This is a genomic window from Nocardia brasiliensis ATCC 700358, from assembly GCF_000250675.2.
Taxonomy (GTDB): domain Bacteria; phylum Actinomycetota; class Actinomycetes; order Mycobacteriales; family Mycobacteriaceae; genus Nocardia; species Nocardia brasiliensis_B.
Genome location: NC_018681.1, coordinates 5,144,222 through 5,158,431 on the forward strand (window position 1 = coordinate 5,144,222; position 14,210 = coordinate 5,158,431).

The 14,210-nt window shown below is 67.0% G+C and carries 12 protein-coding genes; 8 read left to right on the forward strand and 4 right to left on the reverse strand.

Annotated features, from left to right (window positions below; genetic code table 11):
* Positions 1 to 14: 14 nt before the first annotated feature.
* On the reverse strand, positions 15 to 1,301 hold the full coding sequence (locus tag O3I_RS22750) for a hypothetical protein (RefSeq protein WP_141692042.1): 1,287 nt from the start codon (positions 1,299 to 1,301) through the stop codon (positions 15 to 17).
* Positions 1,302 to 1,550: 249 nt separating this feature from the next.
* Between O3I_RS22750 and O3I_RS22755 the strand changes: the two genes are divergently transcribed.
* Positions 1,551 to 2,009: a DUF6299 family protein gene (locus O3I_RS22755; protein ID WP_014985333.1), complete on the forward strand. Its 459-nt coding sequence runs from the start codon at positions 1,551 to 1,553 to the stop codon at positions 2,007 to 2,009.
* Between the two features lie 8 nt (positions 2,010 to 2,017).
* On the opposite strand, the gene O3I_RS22760 is transcribed toward O3I_RS22755, so the two are convergent.
* On the reverse strand, positions 2,018 to 3,199 hold the full coding sequence (locus O3I_RS22760; RefSeq protein WP_014985334.1) for an acyl-CoA dehydrogenase family protein: 1,182 nt from the start codon (positions 3,197 to 3,199) through the stop codon (positions 2,018 to 2,020).
* Between the two features lie 296 nt (positions 3,200 to 3,495).
* Between O3I_RS22760 and O3I_RS22765 the strand changes: the two genes are divergently transcribed.
* The 4 genes from O3I_RS22765 to O3I_RS22780 are packed head-to-tail and all read left to right on the forward strand — an operon-like array spanning position 3,496 to position 8,071.
* Positions 3,496 to 4,296, forward strand: coding sequence for a tryptophan 2,3-dioxygenase family protein (locus O3I_RS22765; protein ID WP_014985335.1), 801 nt, complete (start codon positions 3,496 to 3,498; stop codon positions 4,294 to 4,296).
* A complete protein-coding gene (locus O3I_RS22770; RefSeq protein WP_014985336.1) occupies positions 4,293 to 5,423 on the forward strand; it encodes an aminotransferase class V-fold PLP-dependent enzyme in 1,131 nt (376 codons plus the stop codon). Before O3I_RS22765 ends, O3I_RS22770 begins: the two co-directional genes overlap by 4 nt.
* A complete protein-coding gene (locus tag O3I_RS22775) occupies positions 5,420 to 6,466 on the forward strand; it encodes a methyltransferase (RefSeq protein WP_014985337.1) in 1,047 nt (348 codons plus the stop codon). The genes O3I_RS22770 and O3I_RS22775 overlap by 4 nt, the downstream gene beginning before the upstream one ends.
* A gap of 45 nt (positions 6,467 to 6,511) precedes the next feature.
* The gene (locus O3I_RS22780; protein WP_014985338.1) at positions 6,512 to 8,071 is read left to right on the forward strand and encodes a phytoene desaturase family protein; all 1,560 of its coding nucleotides are present in this window, start codon (positions 6,512 to 6,514) and stop codon (positions 8,069 to 8,071) included.
* Between the two features lie 47 nt (positions 8,072 to 8,118).
* Here O3I_RS22780 and O3I_RS22785 read toward each other — a convergent pair whose 3' ends face one another.
* Together O3I_RS22785 and O3I_RS22790 are read right to left on the reverse strand one after the other, a co-directional pair.
* A complete protein-coding gene (locus O3I_RS22785) occupies positions 8,119 to 9,882 on the reverse strand; it encodes a flavin monoamine oxidase family protein (protein WP_014985339.1) in 1,764 nt (587 codons plus the stop codon).
* A 199-nt stretch (positions 9,883 to 10,081) separates the two neighbouring features.
* Complete coding sequence (locus O3I_RS22790; RefSeq protein ID WP_014985340.1) at positions 10,082 to 10,447, reverse strand: peptidase inhibitor family I36 protein; 366 nt, start codon at positions 10,445 to 10,447, stop codon at positions 10,082 to 10,084.
* Between the two features lie 203 nt (positions 10,448 to 10,650).
* Here O3I_RS22790 and O3I_RS22795 point away from each other — a divergent pair, with 203 nt between their 5' ends.
* From O3I_RS22795 to O3I_RS22805, 3 genes are all read left to right on the forward strand, one after another.
* Complete coding sequence (locus O3I_RS22795) at positions 10,651 to 11,541, forward strand: helix-turn-helix domain-containing protein (RefSeq protein ID WP_014985341.1); 891 nt, start codon at positions 10,651 to 10,653, stop codon at positions 11,539 to 11,541.
* A gap of 115 nt (positions 11,542 to 11,656) precedes the next feature.
* Positions 11,657 to 13,357: an AMP-binding protein gene (locus O3I_RS22800; RefSeq protein WP_014985342.1), complete on the forward strand. Its 1,701-nt coding sequence runs from the start codon at positions 11,657 to 11,659 to the stop codon at positions 13,355 to 13,357.
* Entirely contained in the window at positions 13,341 to 14,198 is an 858-nt protein-coding gene (locus O3I_RS22805; protein ID WP_014985343.1) for a class I SAM-dependent methyltransferase, read from the forward strand. The genes O3I_RS22800 and O3I_RS22805 overlap by 17 nt, the downstream gene beginning before the upstream one ends.
* Positions 14,199 to 14,210 lie beyond the last annotated feature (12 nt).

Consider the following 14,210-nt stretch of genomic DNA (forward strand, 5'->3'; position numbering starts at 1 on the left):
GCGTGCGGTGCGCACTACTTCCTCAGGGCGTCCAGAGCGCGCTGGGCCTGGTTTCGGGCGACCGCGCCGACCTCGTCGAGGTGCACCGGGGGTTCGCCGTGCTGGCGTAGGAGGGGGATGCGCACGCGCACCGACACGTTGCTGTCCTGCACGCCGACGACGTAGTCCATGCCGGTGGTGCTGCTCGAATCCGATACCGCCGTATGCCAATAACCTCGGGCGCCGATGCCGGGCACGTCGCCCGAATCCAGCCCGGACCCAGTTGTGGTGGTGTCCTTGCGTTTCCACTCGTCGTAGGCGGGAGCGGCGCCCGCCGCGGTGAACTCGACGCGCAGGTCGATGGCCGCTTGATTCCACTGCACGCCGTCGCCGGCGAGGCTCTTGAAGCTGACCTGACAGGTCAGACTGCCGGGGTCGTGGGCGCTCGGCTGGGTTTCGCGATGGGAGGGCGGCTGGTCCGGCGTGGACGACCACCGTTGCAGCACAGTGGGATCGACGAGGTCGCACGCATTGGCGGCTTTGCTCATCGCATAGTTGCCCGGCGCGGGTTCGGACGGTGGCGTGCTCGTCGCGGCGGCGGACGGCGGCACCGACGCACCGGTAGTGCGCAAGCCGTCCAGCACCTTGCGGGCTTGGGAGCGCGCGACCGAATCGAGTTCGTCCCTGCCGATCTCGGGAGCCGCCTTCTCGCGGGAGAGGGCGAGGTCGACTTTCACCGCCGCTTCGCCCTCCCACACGCACACAACGAATTTCGCGTCGACGATGCCGCCGAAGTTGTCTGCTTCGAACTGCCAGTAACCCTGGGTCCCGATGCCGGTGAACTCCCCGGAGGTCACCTCGGAGCCCGTATCGGCGAGATCGGCGGTGCTGCGCTTGCAGTGCTCGTAGGTCCGTGCGCCCGATCCCGCCACGACGTCGGCCCGGACCCGAAGGGCGGCAGTGTTCATCGGGAACTTGTCGCCGGGTGCGTTGCCGTAGAAGAGAGTGCAGTTCAGCGTGCCGGATCTGCCTGAGTTCCGGGTCTCCGTGTGATCGGGCTCGAGCCGCGGTGCCGCTGCCCACTTCGTCAACACGGCGCGGTCGACGAGATCGCAGGCGTTCGCGGTGGCCGCCACCGAGTACGTAGCGGGTACCGGAACCGGAGTGCCCGATATACCGCCCCTGTCCCGGTTGCTCGCGACGAAACCGATCACCACCACGATCACCAGCAGCAACCCGGCCCCGACCGCTCCGGCGACGATCAGCAACGGTTTGCCATCCGCCGCTGACCGATCACCGGCTCCATGCGGAGAACCAGTCATACTTCCACCCCTCCGTCGCGGACGGGCTGCCCCGCCCGAGTCGTCGACTCGCGCCCTGAGCCTAACCGCGACGGCTGGTCGAGGCTGCGCTGCACGCGGTATCGGGACGCCGCAACGAATCCGTTCGCGCGATCCCCGCCTGAGCGCGATGACCGTACTTTCCGGGGATCGTGGGACGGATCGGGACGGAGATAGACTCGCTGGGGCAAGCGTCTTCGAATTTCTCTCCTACACAACAGGAGTCATGTGATGGTCGACCATGCCCGAAGCGTTGGAAGGCGTATCGGCAAGCACCGGATCGCCGGACTGGCCGTCGCCGCCACAGCGGGATTCGGTATCGCGATGGCACCTACCGCCGGTGCCATGGCACCGCCGCCCAGTCTCACGGTGGACAGCGTTGCGCACTTGAACACCGACCGCAGCGTGGACGTCGCGGGCACCTACACGTGCAGTGGCGGGCCGAGCAGCATCATCCGCGGCGATTCGGGGCTGTACCAGGACGACGCGGGTGTCTCGTCACCGTCGGTCACGGTGCCCGGCAACTGCGACGGCGCCGCACACCCCTACACCATTCATTTCCCGCCCGGCAGCTACTTCGTTTTCCAGCCCGGCCCCGCCACATTCACGAGTGTCTGGCTGTTCTACGACGCCAACGGCGACCCCACCGAGGCCGAACTCGTCAACGCACCGATCACGTTGCAGAACTGACGGTCCGCTCACTCCACCAGATCCAGGAATTCCCAGTGCGCTCCGGGTTGCGCACCACTGAGCCACTTTCCGCAGTTCTGCAAAACCACCGGGCCCGAAGTGACATGCTGGGTGCCGGTTTCGAGGTCCCGGAGGAACCGGTCGATCGGGCCGCGCCGGATCGCCGTCGTCGCGGCCCAGCGGTGCACGGTCTGGCCGACCTCGTGCGCCGTCCACGTCGCATGGTTGAGCGCCAACCGGACCAACGTTTCCTGTTCGGTACTGAGCGGATCCCCGTCGGTCAGCGTCTCTTCGTGGTCCTGCCAGACACGCATCACCCAGGCGCGGGCCGATCGCAGTTTCGCTTCGGCACTGGCGTATTCGGCATGGAACTGCGCGGTGTCGACGGCGGCGTGGAAGGTGCCGGACTTCTGCACGGCGTACCGTCGCAGCTCGTCCAGCAGTCGCCGGCCGGTGCCGAGCGCCCAGCCGGTGTGCACGATCGCGGACATGTTCACCACACCGATGCGATAGATCGCACCGCCACTGGCGGGAGTCATCGTCGTCGCGGGGTAGGTATACGTCTGCGGGACGAAGACTTCCGCGCAGTGATAGTCGATGCTGCTCGTCGCACGCAGCCCGAGCACATCCCAGTTGTCCACCAGCGTCACCTGCGATTTGGGCATCGCGAGAATCCGCGGCTCACCCGTCCCCGCCACCTGAATCGCGCTGTGGACGTGCGTGGCCAGTGCCATACCCGAGGCGAACTGCCACTCCCCGCTCACCAGGTAGCCGCCGTCCACCGGGACGGCTCGTCCTGGCCGGGTGCCGTGGCCGGACAGCAATGCGTGCTCACCCGCAGCGACATCGGGAAACAACTCGGCCGCCGCGACCGCACCGAGATAGGCCGCCGTAGTGCCCGTCACCATCTGCAACACCATCATCGTCCATCCCGCCGACGCGTCGTGATAGCTGAGCCGCTCGATCGTCTGGATCAACTGCAGCGGCGAGAATTCGTAGCCACCGAGATTCTCCGGCAGCCCGGCTCGGACTATTCCCGCGGCCAGCAAGTCCTGCGCCACTTCGTCGGTGAGGCTACCGCGTTCCGCGGCCGCGGCCGCGTTCGCTTCTATCGATTCGGCGAGCGCATCGATCCGTTCCAGCATCGCGGGGAATTCTTTGCTGATGTGCAGCCGAGGCGAAGCAGTCATACGACGATTATTCCTACATGTAGATAGCGTTGGGGCCCAACTCATTTCGCAACCGCCGAGCAACCCCGGCACCAACCACCACTTTCGAACCCCATCCCCGCCGTGTAAAGACCTCGGTCGACTCAGCGGACCGCACGCAGGTCACGAACCCTCGTTGCAGTTCCGCGCACTGACTGTCACCGGCTGCTGATCCGCTGGGTGGACCGGCGCGATGCGTCCCGGCTGCGCGGTCGCGAAATCTGGGGCACAAGGTATTTCGAACAGGCGGCGAGATGCCGCCCGGGGGGAGAACGCTCATGTCCACGATCGAAGACGGGTCGGCGGCGGCACAGTTGCGGGAGGCACTGTCGAAACCGATGTTCAACACCGTCTTGAAAGCCTGGGTCGGCGACGGGACTTCCGACTACGAGGTGTATTTGCGCACCACCGAGCTGCTGTCCTTGCAGACCGAGGTGGACCGGCTCACCGATCCGGACGAACTGATGTTCCAGATCGTCCATCAGGCGCAGGAAGTCTGGCTCAAGCTGATCGCGCACGAACTCGTCGGTGTCGTAGGCGAACTCGACGGTGACGAGCTGTGGCGGGTGTCCGCGCGGCTCGATCGGACGATCCGGATCGCCGAGTGCCTGGCCCGCGAGATCCGCGTGCTCGAGACGCTGACACCGAGCACCTACCAGGTCATCCGGCGCAGTCTCGGCAATGGCAGCGGGCAGGAATCACCCGGCTACAACGCCGTTCTCCTCGCCGCCGAACACATCGACGCGGCGATGGACCGGCTGCTGGACCGCCACGGAGTGGGCCTCGCGGCGGTCTACGCAGCCGCGCAGCCCGAGCTCGAACGCATCTGTGAGCTGCTGGTCGATTTCGACGAACGGTTCCAGCTGTGGCTGATCAGCCATTTCATGTTGGTGCGCCGGACGATCGGCGTCGGGCACGGGGTGCACGCCCTCGACGGAGTGCCGACACGGGTACTGACCGGCCGGATGACGAAGCCCCTGTTTCGCTCGCTGTGGCAGATCCGGATCGAGCTGACCGAGAGTTGGCGACGCGAGGGCGGATACGCACCGGGAGCGGCACGTACGGCGACGGCCCGATGAACGACATCAGCCATATCGACACTCTGCGTGCGCAATTCCCGGTGCTGGACACCTGTGTGTACCTCAACAGCAATTCGACCGGGGCGCTGCCGCGCGGTGTCGAACAGGTCCTCGATCGCTACTGGGCGACTATGCGGAGCTGGCGTGACGACGCGTGGGGCGGATGGCTCGGCGAACTGGACGGCTACATCCGCGCGCTGGCCGAATTCCTCGGCGCCCCAGCGGAAACGATCGTCACCGACGCGAACCTCTCCACGCTGCTCGGCCGGCTCGCCACCTGTTTCGACTTCCGCGGCGAGCGCCCCAAGGTGCTCACCACCGACCGCGAGTTCCCCACCGTGCCGTTCCTGTGGCAAGGCTTCGCCCGCTACGGCGCCGAACGCGTAATGGTCGATTTCGATACCGAGGCAATCGAATCCGCGATCGACGAGCGGACCCTGCTCGTCTGTGTGGCCCATGGCAGTTACACCACGGGAGCGATACTCGATCTCGAACGGATCGTCGCGCGCGCCCATCGGATTGGTGCGCTGGTCGTCGTCGACGCCTTCCAAACCGTCGGCGCGGTGCCGCTGAATCTGCCCGCGATCGGTGCGGATTTCGTGCTCGGCGGGGCGGGTAAATGGCTGTGCGGGGCGCACACCGCGTTCCTCTACGCACGCCGCGAACTCCTGCCGACACTGCGGCCCGCCGCCACCGGCTGGTTCGCGGGTCGTGATCCGCTGTCGTTCCGGCCTGCCGAGGACTGGGCCGCCGATGCGCGGCGGCTCGCGGGCGGCACGCCGATTCCGCTCACCGCCATGATGTCCCGCGTCGGCCTCGACCTGCTGGCTTCGGTGGGCATGCCGGCGATCCGGGCGCACTCGCTGCGCTGCACCGAACGCATCATCGAACGGGCGGCCGCAGCGGGCCTCACGGTGCGCACCCCGCGTGCGGTGCAGCACCGCGGTGGCGTTGTCTGCCTTGGCTTTCCGGGTGACGAGCTGGTCAAGCAGCGGCTGGTCGAGCGCGGCATGGTGTGCAGCTGGCGCGAGGGACTACGCGTGGCTCCCCATATCTACAACACGGTGGACGAAGTGGACACGTTCATGGACGCGTTGGCTGCCGAGCGAAAGGCGCTGCGCGCATGACCGGGATCGTCGTTTCGCCGCGCGCGTTGCTCAGTTTGCTGTTCCACGGCGACAAAGCCATCGATGTCGTGCGAACCGCCTGGGAGATGGGCCTTTTCGATGCGCTGGATACCGGGCTGGCGTCGCTCGGTGCTCTGTGTGATCACTTCGAGGTGGTGCCGATCCGCCTGTACAAGCTGCTCGACTGTCTCGAATGCCTCGGCTTGGTCGCTCGGCAGTCCTCGGAACTGTTGCGCGACAGCAGATATCACGCGGTGGACGGTGCGCGCGACGCGGTCGCCGACGTGCTGGGCCCGGCCTCCCTCGAACGGGACCGGGACACCTACCCGTGGCGCACGCTCTACGGCCGTCTACCCGAGGTACTCCACGGCACGCGTGGCATGCCGTCCACGGCGTTCGAATGGCCCCTCGGCAACGCCGAGCAGATCGCCGGATTCGAACACAGCATGGCGGCCGGGATCGGTCCCATCGCCGAGGCGTTGCGAATGCACGCCGAATTGTGGCGGGACGCCGCACGGCTGCTCGACGTCGGCGGCGGCGACGGCACCTTGGCCGCGCACCTGTTGCGGAACCAGCCGTCCCTGCGGGCCGACGTCTACAACCTCCCCGCGCTGGGGCCCCTCGTGGAACGTACGCGGACGGAATCGGGCTGCGGCGACCGGCTGGGTTTCGTCGGCGGCGACTTCCTCGCCGAACCGCTGCCGGGCGGGTACGACATCCTGTCGTTCGTGCGCGTCCTGCACGACTGGCAGCGACCGCAGGCCCGGGAAATGCTGACCAAAGCCTATCGCGCCCTCCCACCGGGCGGGCGGGTGCTCATCTGCGAGGAATTCCGGGATACCGAACGGCTCGCCCGGCAATTCTTCTGGTCATATTTCCTCATCGGCGTGGACAGTTGCACGAGCATGTTGCGGGAAGCGGCCGACTATCTCGAACTGCTCGGCGAGATCGGTTTCCAAGAGGCCGCGGTGCTGCCCGGGCCGTTCGACATCCTGGTCGCCACCAAGCCCATGGCCGAAACAGGGTTCCGGTCCGGTGAGTGACAAGAAATATCGACGTCCCCCGGCCGGTGCTGGTCGACTGAACATATGCAGACTTTCGACCACATATTCGTCGGCGGCGGCCACAATGCACTGGTCGCCGCGGCCTATCTGAGCAAAGCGGGCCATGAGGTGCTCGTCATCGACCGCAATGATCGGGTGGGCGGGTTCGTGCGTAGCGCCGAATTGACGCCAGGGGTGGTCTACGACCCGTTCTCGTCCGCGATCCCCCTCTTCACCAGCGGGCCCGCGTGGCGTGACCTCGGGCCGGACCTGGAGAAACAGGGTCTGCAGATATTGCAGCCGGAATTCCCGACCGGTGTGTCCATGGAAGACGGAACCACGGCGGTGTTCCCGCGGGATCCGCTGGCGCTCGCGGAAGAGGCGGACCGTCTGCACCCCGGCGACAGCTCGGCGGTCGCCGAGATCGTGTCGGCGCTGGGGCCCGCGGTGGGCCCGATATTCGGGCTGCTGGGCCAGGATCTGACCGGAGATGCGGCCCGCGCCACCATCGCTGCGCTGGTGCGGGAAGGTAACGGTTGGTCGGAAGTCGCCGAGATCGCGTTGGACAGCGCGCGCTCGGCCGTGTCGGAAATCGAATCCCCCGCCATGCGAAGCCTTTTCGGGTCGTGGCCGGCGCACGTGAGTCACGGGCCCGACGACGCGGGCGGCGCGTTCTGGACGACGATCTTCCCGCTCGGCTTCACCGCGGGCGGCATGCCGATTCCGCAGGGCGGCATCGGGAAACTCGCCGAGGCGCTCGCGGGCATCATCACCGACCAGGGCGGTGTGATCCAGACCGGCGCCACCGTCACCCGGATTCGAGTGACCGACGGACGCGCCGTGGGCGTACAACTGTCCGATGGAAGCGCGTATCGGGCCCGCAACAGCGTCGTCGCCTCCGTCAACCCCGACCAGCTCTACGAGTGGCTGCTCGGCGAAACCGAAGTGCCCGAACGAATCCTGCGGCAAGCGAGCCGATACCGCTACGGCACCGGGCTCTTTCAGCTCCACCTCGCGACCAGTGCGCCGATCCCTTGGACGGACAAGCGTTTCGAACGGATCGGGCAGCCGTTCCTCACCGATTCGCTCGACGGGCTGTCGCTGCACGTCGCGCAGGCGCGGGCCGGGTTGCTGCCCGCGTGGCCCACGATGACCATCGACTCCCCCACCACGCACGACGCCACGCGTGCACCCGCAGGCACCAGCGTGCTGCGCATCCAGGTCACCGATGTGCCCACCCGGCCCTCCGGCGACGCGGCAGGAACGATCACCACCGATGGCACCTGGAACACCGACGTGGTGCACCATTTCGCCGACCGGGTACTCGAGGTCGTCGAACGGCATGTCCCGGGCTTGAGCGGAACCATCATCGCCCGCGAAATCGTCACTCCCGCGACTCTTTCCGCGTTCAACCCGAACAGCGGGCCCGGCGACCCCTACGGCGGCGCCCAAGACCTCGCGCAAAGCTTCGCCCTTCGCCCGATCTCCGCCGCACCCGGTCACCGCACCTTCGTCCCCAACCTCTACGTCCTCGGCTCTGGTACCTGGCCGGGCGCCGGCGTCTCCGGAAACTCCGGCCACATCGTCGCCCAGTATCTCCTTTGATCTCGAATCTTTCGGCAGCGGCCTTACCCGCGATCGACACCGCCCCGTTATCTCTGGTGGACTTCCAGGGCAGTGCGAACCGCACTCTCGAGCGCTCCCTCGATCCATGCCGGCTTCAGCGTAGTGTGGTCGCCGGCCAGATGGATTCGCCCTTCGATCGTTCGGGTCGCGGCGTGGTGTTCGTGTAGCTGCCCGGGGGTGGGAATGACCGCTTCACCCAGGGCATAGCGGGCTCGTTGCCAGGACTGCGAGACACCGACACCGGTGAATTCGGTGTCGACGCGGGGACCGAACATGCGACGCATCCCGGCGAGCGCGAAATGCACCCGCTCGCTTTCGGTGAGCGAATCCCAGCGCATGGCATCGTCGGACCAGGTGTAGCTGGCCAGGACGACGCCGCCGTCGGACTCGGGCACGTGGGAGGGGAAATAGGTGAATCGATTAGGACAGTCCGATACGCACCCACCGCCGCGGAATCCGCGAGCGCCTTGCTCCCAGAACCTGGTCTTGAACTCGAGCAATACCTTGGTGGCGGCATCATGGTGCAGCTCGGTGATGGCACGACGGGTCGGATAGGACAGCGGTGGGTCGAAGGTGCAGAAACGGGTGGCGGTCAAGGGGATAGCGAGAATGGCGTAGTCGCCCTCGAACGATTCGATCGGATCCATCGGTGCGCCATCGGTGTGCTCGCTGCCGGATTCGGCGGTGGTCCACACCTTTACACCGCGATCGGTCTGCTCCAGGTGGGTCATCCGTCTGCCCTGACGCACCGCAGGCCCGAGTTTGCGGGTGAGCGCATCGGTCAACGTCGCGGTGCCGCCTTCGAGTTCCCAGTAGCTCGCGTCCGGCCGGATGAGGGCATGGTCCACCATCGCGGAGATGACACCGTAGTGCAGTCGGGAGGTCAGGTTCTCCAGGGTGCCCACGGTGGCGAGATGCGCAAGGCTCCAGCCGTGCTCCATCAGATAGCGGTGCGTCGAGTAGTCCTCGTAGGTATTGAAAACCTTTGCCCAGCCATCGATTCGACGCTCGATGGGCCAGTCGTCAGGCACCCCCACTTTGTGCAACGCCGAATCGAGCGCAACTCTGGCCGGCGTGGTGAGGTCCACACCGAAGTCGCGATGCAACGCCGCGGGATCGCCGGCATACTCGGCGCGTGTGAGGATCCTTCCGTTGGTGTTGATCAGCGTACGGCCTGCCGCGGGCGGTGGCCGGAACTCGGCAGCGGGACCGTTGCTCCACTGCTCGCCGGTGAAGGAGCGATATACGACGGGCGTGACCGCCGCGGAACGTGCCTCCGGCGCGACATCCGCGTTGTGGAATTGCCGCCGCCGCAGGCCCAATTTGTCGGCGAGCGCGAGCACCATGGGATGGGCGCTCGGTAACCGCATGGCCCCGGCCTCCGCATACAGGTTCGGATCGCTGAACATGCCGCGAAAGGTCTTGACACGCCCGCCAGTTCGGCTGCCATTGGCTTCGATAACCGTCACCCGGTGCCCGGCGTCGGCCAGCAGATTCGCCGCGGTCAGTCCGGCGGGACCCGCGCCGATCACCAGAACTCGTTTGGGCGCGGCGGTTTCGGGCAGACCGGTATCGATCAGCGTGCGCAGGTAAGTCAGCCGCAGATCGTTCCCCGCGGCGTCGACCCCCAGCATCTCCATGGCCAACTCCACGCTGCGATCCATCGACCGCGCGAAGTCGGTTCGAGCGGCAGGCGGACCGCAGGCGAGGGTCGTCGCGCCTGCGGCCAACGCTCCCGCCGCGGCCGCAGTGGTCAACAACGCACGCCGTCCGATCACAGTTTCCGCCACGCCCCGACCGATCCCTTCTGTGGACCACGACCCGGCTCATTTCTGACGATGTTGCCGGATATTAGCAGGGATGGTTCGGACGGCAGCGATGTCGACCGGGCAGGCACGCCGACGGAATTTGCTACGGTGCGGATGGGCCGCGCGGCACGGCGTAGTTTCGCCCTTCGCTCGATACCTCCTCGCCGACTGACGTCGCGATTCAGATACCACGCACGGAATGAATTTGCATGGCGACGTCGGCTGGGACGTCGGACTTCCAGCCCGGCGTGACATTGAAGATGATACCGCCGCGATAATTGTACTCGGTGTATCCCTGCCACGATTGCGCTGTGCGATTCCAGAGGGAATAGACCTGGCCGTCCATGTTCTGCAGGCGGAGGTCGGTCGAACCGAGCTGGAAGTAGGCAATTCGCCCGCCGCCGTTGGGTGCGCTGAAGATACAGAACCGAGCGCTCGGACAGCGATCGTACCCGGCGGCTTCGGCCTGCGCGGGGGCAGCGAACGCGCCCATTCCGACCATTCCGGCAACCGTAGCGACCGCCGCCACGGCCTGTTTGAAAGTCATGCGAAATCGCATTGTCGTACCCCTCCCGTTGTGAGGCGGCTCGAGCGAGCCTGCCGTCGAATGGATAGTAGGACAATCGGAGTCGTTCGCATTCCCCAGTTGCGACCCCACTCGAGCTGCGCCTGCCCGCGTTCTCGCAGACGATGACCGGTAGCTCATCGAGTACTTACGGTTGCGAAATACTCGCTGAGTAGGGTCGGGGTATGGTGTTCGATTCCACTCGTTTCGATCTGCAACCCTATGCCGGTTTCGACTTCGACGGCTGCGCTCGACGGACGTATTGCAGCTTCGAGGATGCCGGCTGGCAGTCGCTGCTCGTACAGCGGTTCGAGCATGCGCCGGTGGTACGCGAGATGCCGTTGCCTGCCGCGGCGGATCTGCATCTGGTGTTACCGCTGACCGGGAAAGCGGTGATGCAGACACGGAACGGCGGGCGCAGCGTGCGGTCCACCTGGCTGCCCGGCACAATCGACGCCAAACTGCCGGGCCAGGCCACTTCTGTGAGCTATCGCGGCGACGGACCGATGCGCAGCGTGCAGGTGCACATCCCGCGCAACACGGTCGACGCGGCCGCGGCCCAGCTGGGCGAACAGGGCGTGGATTTCGAGGCGGTGTCCGCGGCGCTCACGCAGGGCGATCCGCTGATCGAGGAAGTGGTGCGCGCGCTCGCCGTCCCCAGCGGCGCGGATGATCTCTACGCCGAGTCCGCGGCCGCCTTTCTGAGCATGCACCTGCTCGTCCGGCATGCCGGCGCGGCGGCGCCGACGGCACCGACCCGCGAGGATCGGCGCGTGCGCGCGGCGGTGACGATGATGCGCGAACGCTTCGCCGAGCCGATCAGTTTGGCGGATATCGCGGGCGAGGTGCATCTCAGCGTCTACCACCTGGTCCGGGTCTTCCGGACCGCGACCGGGACGACACCACACCAGTTCCTCCTCCGGCTGCGGGTCGACGAGGTGAAGCGGCTGCTACGCGATACCGAGCTCTCGATCGAACAGATCGCGCCGCGTTGCGGTTTCGGCAGCGCCGGCGCGCTGTCCACCGCGTTCCTGCGCTACACCGGCATCCGGCCTTCGGTGTACCGCAAGAACTGATCGGCGCTCCGCAATTCTGTGTCTGGCCCCCGCACCACGCGGTCACGTGTACTGAGACCCGGAACACGACCGCTCCGATTCTTCGAAATCGACTGTGCGAGAGGGGCATCGACACTTGCGCGAAAACTGGGTCACCGATGTCGTGGCCGGTTACGAGAACGACCACGCGCCCGCCCATGAATACCTCGGCGAGAACGGCGAATGGACCGTCGTCAGCCGGCACGAGCTACTGCACGGGGTGCGCGCTGCCGCCACGGGATGGCGTGCGGCCGGTGCGCGACCCGGTGACCGGGTCGCGATGGAGGCCACCGACCCGCACCTGTTCGTCCCGGCCTTCCTCGGCGCCCTGTGGGCCGGTGTCGTGCCGGTTCCGGTGCCGCCACCGCCGCCGCAGGGACGTCGCGCCGCCTGGCACGATCACGTGGCAGCGATGGCGGCGGCAGCGCAGACCCGGGCGATCGCACTGCGCGCCGGCACCGCCGCACCCGCGGGCAGCGAGCGGACGATCGTCCTGGATACCGTCGTGGCCGCTGCACCGGACACGACGGACCCCTGCCATCCCGAACCCGACGCGACCGCGTATGTGCAGTTCAGCAGCGGCAGCACCGGAACTCCGCGCGCGATCCCGGCCCGGGTGGCCGCGGTGCGCGCCAACGGGATGGCCATCATGCGCGACGGCCTGCGCGGCGATCCGGCCGTGGACCGCGGGCTGTCCTGGCTGCCACTGCACCATGACATGGGGCTGGTCGGATTCGTCCTGGCGCCCTTGCTGATCGGCGTTCCCGTCTCCTTCGTGCCGACCCGCGCCTTCGTCCGCCACCCCGGCCTGTGGTTGCGCGCCATGTCCGAGCGGCGCGCGACGATCAGTTTCGCCCCCAATTTCGCCTACGCGCTCAGCGCCCGCCGGACCTCGCCCGAGGAGATCGCCGCGCTGAAGCTCGATCACGTGCGCGTGCTCGGGTGCGGCGCTGAACCAATCAACAATGCTGTGCTGCAACGCTTTCTGAGCACCTTCGCGCCCGCGGGACTCGAACCCGAAGCGCTGACACCGTGTTATGGACTCGCCGAGGCAACCCTCGCGGTCGCGCTCGCCACGCCGGATCGCCCCTACCGCGTGGACCGTATCCGCGCCAGCGAATTGTCCGGCGGACGCGCCGTACCACTCGATCCGGCGGCAGCCGACGGGATCCCAGCGCAGACCGAAAATAACACCGCGACTGGCGTTTCCGAGGAAACGGCGACGATCGTCAGCTGTGGACCACCTTTGCCCGGTCATGAGATCGTCGTGCGCGACGACGCCGGCGAAACGGTCGCCGAGCGGAGCATCGGCGAGATCTGGGTGCGCGGGCCTTCGATCGCACGCACCTATCTGGGCGCGTTCTCCGCGACGCACAACACGTTTCGGCCGGACGGCTGGCTGCGGACCGGTGACCTCGGCTACCTCGCCGACGGGGAACTGTTCGTGACCGGCAGGGTCAAGGATCTGCTGATCCTCAACGGCCGCAACATCGATCCGCAACGGGTGGAATGGGTCGCCGAGACCGTGGCCGGTGTGCGGGCGGGCGGGGTCGTCGCCTGCACCCGGCCGGGATCGGGCTCCGAGGAACTGGTCGTGGTCGCGGAATGCCGGACCGCGGACACGACGGAAATACCAGCGGCCCTGCGGGAAGCGGTCGCGGCCACCCTCGGCATCCCGGTGCACGACGTGGTGACCGTGGCCCCCGGCACCGTGCCCAGGACGACCTCTGGAAAGCCACGACGGCAAGAGACCCGCCGCCGTTATCTGGAAGGGGCGCTGCATGTCCAGCAAAGCTGAGATCGCCGTCAGTTACGACCTCGACCCGGAGTTCTATCGGCTCTGGCTCGACAGCCGGATGAACTACACCTGCGGCGTCTTCGACGACACCGACGACCTCGACACCGCCCAACTCGCCAAACTCGCGGTGCTGCACGAGTTCGCGCGCATCGCGCCCGACCGCACGGTGCTCGACATCGGCTGCGGCTGGGGCAACAACCTGGCCTACCTCACCCAGGAACGCGACGTCGCCCGAGCGCACGGCATCACCCTGTCGCAAGCCCAATACGACGACATCGTGCGCCGCGACCTGCCGGGCGTCACCGTCTCCTGCGTCGACTATCGCGACTTCACGCCGGAGTACGCCTTCGACGCGGTGCAGTCGATCTGCATGATCGAACACGTCTGCACCCCCGAGGACGCCCGCGCCGGCCGGGCCGTCGCCCGGTACCGCGACTACTTCCGCAGGGCGTGGACATGGACCAACCCTGGCGCATACTTCGCGCTTCAGACGGGTCTGCGTGACCGCCTGCCGCGCCGCGCTGCGGAGGCACGCGAGCTGCGCTGGCTCGGCGAGACCATTTTTCCCGGCGGCATGACGCCCCGGGCCGAGGACATCATCATGGCCGTCGGCCCCTACTGGGAGGTCATGCAACTGCGCACGCGGCGCGAGGACTACGAACGCACCACGACGCACTGGCGCACCCGGTTACGCGCGCACGAGGAAGAAATTCGCGATCGCTGGGGCGGCGACCTCTTCGATACCTATGACCGCTATTTGACCTGCTGTATCAACTCGTTCGCACGCAGGCACATGAGCCTGTCGCAGTGGTGCCTGCGTCGTGTCGACGAGCCCGAGTAGCAGCTCTCTGCC

Excerpts from the sequence above, each read along its gene's own strand:
- O3I_RS22750 (WP_141692042.1), bottom strand. The coding sequence starts at position 1,301 with ATGACTGGTTCTCCGCATGGAGCCGGTGATCGGTCAGCGGCGGATGGC.
- O3I_RS22755 (WP_014985333.1), top strand. The coding sequence starts at position 1,551 with ATGGTCGACCATGCCCGAAGCGTTGGAAGGCGTATCGGCAAGCACCGG.
- O3I_RS22760 (WP_014985334.1), bottom strand. The coding sequence starts at position 3,199 with ATGACTGCTTCGCCTCGGCTGCACATCAGCAAAGAATTCCCCGCGATG.
- O3I_RS22765 (WP_014985335.1), top strand. The coding sequence starts at position 3,496 with ATGTCCACGATCGAAGACGGGTCGGCGGCGGCACAGTTGCGGGAGGCA.
- O3I_RS22770 (WP_014985336.1), top strand. The coding sequence starts at position 4,293 with ATGAACGACATCAGCCATATCGACACTCTGCGTGCGCAATTCCCGGTG.
- O3I_RS22775 (WP_014985337.1), top strand. The coding sequence starts at position 5,420 with ATGACCGGGATCGTCGTTTCGCCGCGCGCGTTGCTCAGTTTGCTGTTC.
- O3I_RS22780 (WP_014985338.1), top strand. The coding sequence starts at position 6,512 with ATGCAGACTTTCGACCACATATTCGTCGGCGGCGGCCACAATGCACTG.
- O3I_RS22790 (WP_014985340.1), bottom strand. The coding sequence starts at position 10,447 with ATGACTTTCAAACAGGCCGTGGCGGCGGTCGCTACGGTTGCCGGAATG.
- O3I_RS22795 (WP_014985341.1), top strand. The coding sequence starts at position 10,651 with ATGGTGTTCGATTCCACTCGTTTCGATCTGCAACCCTATGCCGGTTTC.
- O3I_RS22805 (WP_014985343.1), top strand. The coding sequence starts at position 13,341 with ATGTCCAGCAAAGCTGAGATCGCCGTCAGTTACGACCTCGACCCGGAG.